This window comes from Helicobacter zhangjianzhongii (assembly GCF_030249855.1).
In the GTDB taxonomy this organism is placed as follows: Bacteria; Campylobacterota; Campylobacteria; order Campylobacterales; family Helicobacteraceae; genus Helicobacter_B; species Helicobacter_B zhangjianzhongii.
The window spans coordinates 1-6,411 of the sequence record NZ_JANURN010000018.1; the positions used below are offsets into that span (position 1 = coordinate 1).

General features: G+C 45.6%; 1 protein-coding gene, 2 tRNA genes and 3 rRNA genes. All 6 read left to right on the forward strand.

The genetic code is table 11. The features are described from left to right. Positions 1-580: 580 nt before the first annotated feature. The 6 genes from NYG90_RS10400 to rrf all read left to right on the forward strand — a co-directional run bounded on the left by NYG90_RS10400 (position 581) and on the right by rrf (position 6,312). Positions 581-2,312 (forward strand): 16S ribosomal RNA (locus NYG90_RS10400). A 103-nt stretch (positions 2,313-2,415) separates the two neighbouring features. Next, positions 2,416-2,492, forward strand: a tRNA-Ile gene (locus NYG90_RS10405). Between the two features lie 4 nt (positions 2,493-2,496). Next, positions 2,497-2,572 (forward strand) — tRNA-Ala (locus tag NYG90_RS10410). A gap of 257 nt (positions 2,573-2,829) precedes the next feature. After that, positions 2,830-5,884 (forward strand): 23S ribosomal RNA (locus NYG90_RS10415). 135 nt (positions 5,885-6,019) lie between these two features. Beyond that, on the forward strand, positions 6,020-6,172 hold the full coding sequence (locus NYG90_RS10420) for a hypothetical protein (RefSeq protein ID WP_285257794.1): 153 nt from the start codon (positions 6,020-6,022) through the stop codon (positions 6,170-6,172). Between the two features lie 24 nt (positions 6,173-6,196). Beyond that, a 5S ribosomal RNA gene (gene rrf / locus NYG90_RS10425) occupies positions 6,197-6,312 on the forward strand. Together the 16S, 23S and 5S rRNA genes with 2 tRNA genes alongside form the textbook arrangement of a ribosomal RNA operon. Positions 6,313-6,411 lie beyond the last annotated feature (99 nt).

The following is a 6,411-nucleotide window of genomic DNA, read 5'->3' on the forward strand; positions in this document are numbered from 1 at the left end:
CTCCCCCCATCTCTCCCACATATTTTTCCACTCGCTTCAGTTATATTTAAGTAATGAATTTGTAATATTCTGCTTCCCAAAATTCATAGCATTTAGCTTTCTTATCTCAGCCTTTATCATATGATTATCGTATGGTTTAGATCGTGATATTGTTTAGGTCTTTGTTTTTGGATCTGGGTGTTCTTTTGCTTGGTTTTTATCTTACCTTAGATAAGAATTGGCAGTGATCTTTGACATCTAAGCAAGAAGATTTAAGGAATCTGCAAAGGCATTTTTGCTTTTTTTAGATTTAGACTTAAATCTCTTTTGACTAAACATTGTTTATGTTATACAACTTCGACTATGTCTTGTTTCTAGACTATTTATTATGTTTAGAAGCTAGAGTAAGTCTTTGTGATTTATAAAGAGATTGGGACAAATTTTTCCATATCTGCTAGCGTTTGGGTAGCTATTAAGCGATCTAATGCGGTGCGGATATTTTTATGGAGAGTTTGCAGTCATCATTTATTGTTGGCTCAAACTCCCCATTTTTATGGAGAGTTTGCTACTATTGATTTGATAGATACAAACTTCCATAATTTTTATGGAGAGTTTGATCCTGGCTCAGAGTGAACGCTGGCGGCGTGCCTAATACATGCAAGTCGAACGATGAAGCTTCTAGCTTGCTAGAAGTGGATTAGTGGCGCACGGGTGAGTAATGCATAGGTTATGTGCCCTTTAGTCTGGGATAGCCACTGGAAACGGTGATTAATACTGGATACTCCCTACGGGGGAAAGTAGCACTCAATAAAGAATTCTCTTGTAATCTAACTAGAATCCACTTTTGCCATAGAGGTCTGTAATGGATTGAAATCTATGAGAAAGTGTAAATTCTAAGATTTTGAGAGTATTTTTGTAGTTTTCAAGCACAATGCGAAGGAGTTGCCTTAAGCGGTAATGACTGAAGCATTGTGTGTAGAATCCGCAAAAATACTCCAAAAGCTGAATTTAAGATGAATTTTTTATTGAGTGCTCTCGCTAAAGGATCAGCCTATGTCCTATCAGCTTGTTGGTGAGGTAATGGCTCACCAAGGCTATGACGGGTATCCGGCCTGAGAGGGTGATCGGACACACTGGAACTGAGACACGGTCCAGACTCCTACGGGAGGCAGCAGTAGGGAATATTGCTCAATGGGGGAAACCCTGAAGCAGCAACGCCGCGTGGAGGATGAAGGTTTTAGGATTGTAAACTCCTTTTGTAAGAGAAGATTATGACGGTATCTTACGAATAAGCACCGGCTAACTCCGTGCCAGCAGCCGCGGTAATACGGAGGGTGCAAGCGTTACTCGGAATCACTGGGCGTAAAGAGCGCGTAGGCGGGAAAGTAAGTCAGATGTGAAATCCTGTAGCTTAACTACAGAACTGCATTTGAAACTACTTTTCTAGAGTATGGGAGAGGTAGGTGGAATTCTTGGTGTAGGGGTAAAATCCGTAGAGATCAAGAGGAATACTCATTGCGAAGGCGACCTGCTGGAACATTACTGACGCTGATGCGCGAAAGCGTGGGGAGCAAACAGGATTAGATACCCTGGTAGTCCACGCCCTAAACGATGAATGCTAGTTGTTGCCCTGCTTGTCAGGGCAGTAATGCAGCTAACGCATTAAGCATTCCGCCTGGGGAGTACGGTCGCAAGATTAAAACTCAAAGGAATAGACGGGGACCCGCACAAGCGGTGGAGCATGTGGTTTAATTCGAAGATACGCGAAGAACCTTACCTAGGCTTGACATTGATAGAATCCGCTAGAGATAGTGGAGTGTCTAGCTTGCTAGACCTTGAAAACAGGTGCTGCACGGCTGTCGTCAGCTCGTGTCGTGAGATGTTGGGTTAAGTCCCGCAACGAGCGCAACCCTCGTCCTTAGTTGCTAGCAGTTCGGCTGAGCACTCTAAGGAGACTGCCTTCGTAAGGAGGAGGAAGGTGAGGACGACGTCAAGTCATCATGGCCCTTACGCCTAGGGCTACACACGTGCTACAATGGGGCATACAATGAGACGCAATACCGCGAGGTGGAGCAAATCTCTAAAATGTCTCTCAGTTCGGATTGTAGTCTGCAACTCGACTACATAAAGCTGGAATCGCTAGTAATCGTGAATCAGCAATGTCACGGTGAATACGTTCCCGGGTCTTGTACTCACCGCCCGTCACACCATGGGAGTTGTATTCGCCTTAAGTCGGGATACTAAATTGGTTACCGCCCACGGCGGATGCAGCGACTGGGGTGAAGTCGTAACAAGGTAACCGTAGGTGAACCTGCGGTTGGATCACCTCCTTTCTAGAGATATGATAGGTAGATTTGTTTCTATCCTATCCACGCTTTTGCAGTAGTATGTAAAGATTCTTGCTTAGTTGTCAGAGATTATGCCACTAAGGTTTATGGGCTTATAGCTCAGGTGGTTAGAGCGCACCCCTGATAAGGGTGAGGTCAGAGGTTCAAGTCCTCTTAAGCCCACCATTGTGGGGAATTAGCTCAGCTGGGAGAGCGCCTGCTTTGCACGCAGGAGGTCAGCGGTTCGATCCCGCTATTCTCCACCATCAAAGATAGACTAGCTTTGTATTTTTAAGCTTTATATTTTTAGTGAAGGTTTAATGAGAGTTCTAGTGTTTTTAGGATTCTTATTAGACTTTTGTCTAAGCGTTATTTAACAATTCATTGTCAATAGCCTAGATAGTAAATACTACGATACATTCGTCTTAGAGAATGATGGCAACATACATTCAATAAGGCAGTGTCTTTAGAATACATATGCACTACCAAAAGCTGAAACTAAGAGCAAAGGCTTAGTTTCTATACATAAGCTTTTAAGGGCAAATGGTGGATGCCTTGGAAGAGAGAGGCGATGAAGGACGCGCTAGACTGCGATAAGCTACGGGGAGCTGTCAAGAGGCTTTGATCCGTAGATTTCCGAATGGGGCAACCCAATGCGTAGCGATGCGCATTACCTATATGGAGCGAACCTAGCGAAGTGAAACATCTCAGTAGCTAGAGGAAAAGAAATCAACAGAGATTCTCCTAGTAGCGGCGAGCGAACGGGGAACAGGGCAAACCAGTAGCTTGCTACTGGGGTTTAGGACTGCAATATCCACTACAACAATCTAGCAGAAGTATTTGGAAAACTACATCATAGAGGGTGATAGTCCCGTATGCGAAAGGTTGTTGTTAGGTAGCAGGATCCAGAGTAGGTCAGGACACGAGAAATCCGGACTGAAGATGGGGAGACCACTCTCCAACCCTAAATACTACTCTCTTACCGATAGCGAACAAGTACCGTGAGGGAAAGGTGAAAAGAACCGCAGTGAGCGGAGTGAAATAGAACCTGAAACCATTTGCCTACAATCATTCAGAGCCCTATTGTGGGTCTCATTAAGGAATTAAAGGGAATACCAAGAAATTCTAGCATTGTGAGCAAGATTTGTGGGTTGTGCAGAAAAAATCGCGGAGACTAGACTTAAGGTCTGTCGCACAAGATTTTTTCAAACTCCCGCAAATCTTGCCACAAGGCGAATTTAGCCTAATTTCTTAGTGAGGCTCACAAGGGTGATGGACTGCCTTTTGCATAATGATCCTGCGAGTTGTGGTATCTGGCAAGGTTAAGCAAACGCGTAGCCGTAGCGAAAGCGAGTCTGAAAGGGCGATTTAGTCAGATGCTGCAGACCCGAAGCCAAGTGATCTATCCATGGCCAAGTTGAAGTAAGTGTAACAACTTATGGAGGACTGAACTCGTACCCATTGAAACGGGTTGGGATGAGCTGTGGATAGGGGTGAAAGGCCAAACAAACTTGGTGATAGCTGGTTCTCTTCGAAATATATTTAGGTATAGCCTCAAGTAATAGCAATAGGGGGTAGAGCTCTGATTGGGCTAGGGCTGCTCACCGCGGTACCAACCCCTGTCAAACTTCGAATACCTATTGCCGTATCTTGGGAGTCAGGCGGTGGGTGATAAAATCAATCGTCTAAAGGGGAACAACCCAGACTACCAACTAAGGTCCCAAAGTTCTATTCTAAGTGGAAAATGATGTGGAGTTACTCAGACAACCAGGAGGTTGGCTTAGAAGCAGCCATCCTTTAAAGAAAGCGTAACAGCTCACTGGTCTAGTGATTCTGCGCAGAAAATATAACGGGGCTAAGATAGACACCGAAGTTGTAGATTGCACTTTGTGCAGTGGTAGAAGAGCGTTCGTATCAGCGTTGAAGGTATACCGGTAAGGAGTGCTGGAGCGATGCGAAGTGAGCATGCAGGAATGAGTAGCGATAAAAGTGGTGAGAATCCACTTCGCCGAAAGTCTAAGGTTTCCTACGCGATGCTCGTCATCGTAGGGTTAGTCGGGTCCTAAGACAAGTCAGAAATGGGTAGTCGATGGAAAATAGGTTAATATTCCTATACCAATATAAGTGTGCGATGGAAGGACGCATAGGGTTAGGTGAGCCAACGGATGGAAGTGTTGGTCGAAGAGCGTAGATTGGGGGATAGGCAAATCCGCCCCTGTATTCGAAACTTGACAGGCTCTTTGAAGTCTTCGGATGGAAGAGAGAATCACTGATACCGTCGTGCCAAGAAAAGTTTCTAAGTTTAGCTTATATTGCCCGTACCGCAAACCGACACAGGTAGATGAGATGAGTATTCTAAGGCGCGTGAAAGAACTCTGGTTAAGGAACTCTGCAAACTAGCACCGTAAGTTCGCGATAAGGTGTGCCTACGCAAGTAGGTCTCAGCAAAGAGTCCCTCCCGACTGTTTACCAAAAACACAGCACTTTGCAAACTCGTAAGAGGAAGTATAAGGTGTGACGCCTGCCCGGTGCTCGAAGGTTAAGAGGATTCGTTAGCAGCAATGCGAAGCGTTGAATTGAAGCCCGAGTAAACGGCGGCCGTAACTATAACGGTCCTAAGGTAGCGAAATTCCTTGTCGGTTAAATACCGACCTGCATGAATGGCGTAACGAGATGGGAGCTGTCTCAACCAGGGATTCAGTGAAATTGTAGTGGAGGTGAAAATTCCTCCTACCCGCGGCAAGACGGGAAGACCCCGTGGACCTTTACTACAGCTTGGCACTGCCGATGGGAGCATTATGCGCAGGATAGGTGGGAGGCTTTGAAGTCTTCACTCTGGTGGAGATGGAGCCATCCTTGAGATACCACCCTTAATGTTTCTGTCTGCTAACTGGCTAGAGTTATCCTCTAGCAGGACAATGTCTGGTGGGTAGTTTGACTGGGGCGGTCGCCTCCTAAAAAGTAACGGAGGCTTGCAAAGGTTGGCTCATTGCGGTTGGAAATCGCAAGTAGAGTGTAATGGCATAAGCCAGCCTGACTGTAAGACAAACAAGTCGAGCAGAGACGAAAGTCGGTCATAGTGATCCGGTGATTCTGTGTGGAAGGGTCATCGCTCAAAGGATAAAAGGTACCCCGGGGATAACAGGCTGATCTCCCCCAAGAGCTCACATCGACGGGGAGGTTTGGCACCTCGATGTCGGCTCATCGCATCCTGGGGCTGGAGCAGGTCCCAAGGGTATGGCTGTTCGCCATTTAAAGCGGTACGCGAGCTGGGTTCAGAACGTCGTGAGACAGTTCGGTCCCTATCTGCCGTGGGCGTAGGAAAGTTGAGGAGAGCTGTCCCTAGTACGAGAGGACCGGGATGGACACGCCACTGGTGTAAGAGTTGTTCTGCCAAGAGCATCGCTCTGTAGCTACGCGTGGATGTGATAACCGCTGAAAGCATCTAAGCGGGAAGCCAACTCCAAGATGAACTTTCCCTGAAGGTCGCAGCAAGACTAGCTGCTTGATAGGGTAGATGTGTAAGCATAGTAATATGTTCAGCTGACTACTACTAATAGACCGTTTGGCTTATGTTTATATGATTCTAAGAGACACTGCCTTATTGAGTGTATGGGTATTTATTATAGGCTATTGACTTTGACTCCCTTAGGAAAATGGAAATAAGGACAATCGCAAGTGTAATATACGCGCTGATTTAGTGATGAGGCATAATGCTAGGCGATGTGCAAAAAGTGGATTCTAGCCTAGAATCCACTAGAGCCATTAGGACTAGTATTGCTAAGAGTCTCCGCCCTAGAATCCACTTTTTAAAAGTGGATTCTAGCAAGATGTCCAGAGTGTCTAAAGTGGATTCTACTCACTAGTGATATTGTCTTTATTTCCCTTTTCCTTGTGTTTATAGAGAGAAGGCAACACCCAGCTCCATTCCGAACCTGGCAGTTAAGCTTCTCTTCGCCGATGATACTGCATCTTTCAGGTGTGGGAATGTAGGTCGATGCAGGGATAAGGGAGATTCTTCTTTTGACTTCTTGTGTTTTACTTATTGTTTTTGCTTAGTGTTAGGATAGCTCTTATTACTCATTATATTTTTAGTTTGTTGGTG

Coding starts and splice junctions, on each gene's coding strand:
- NYG90_RS10420 (WP_285257794.1), top strand. CDS start 6,020: ATGCTAGGCGATGTGCAAAAAGTGGATTCTAGCCTAGAATCCACTAGA.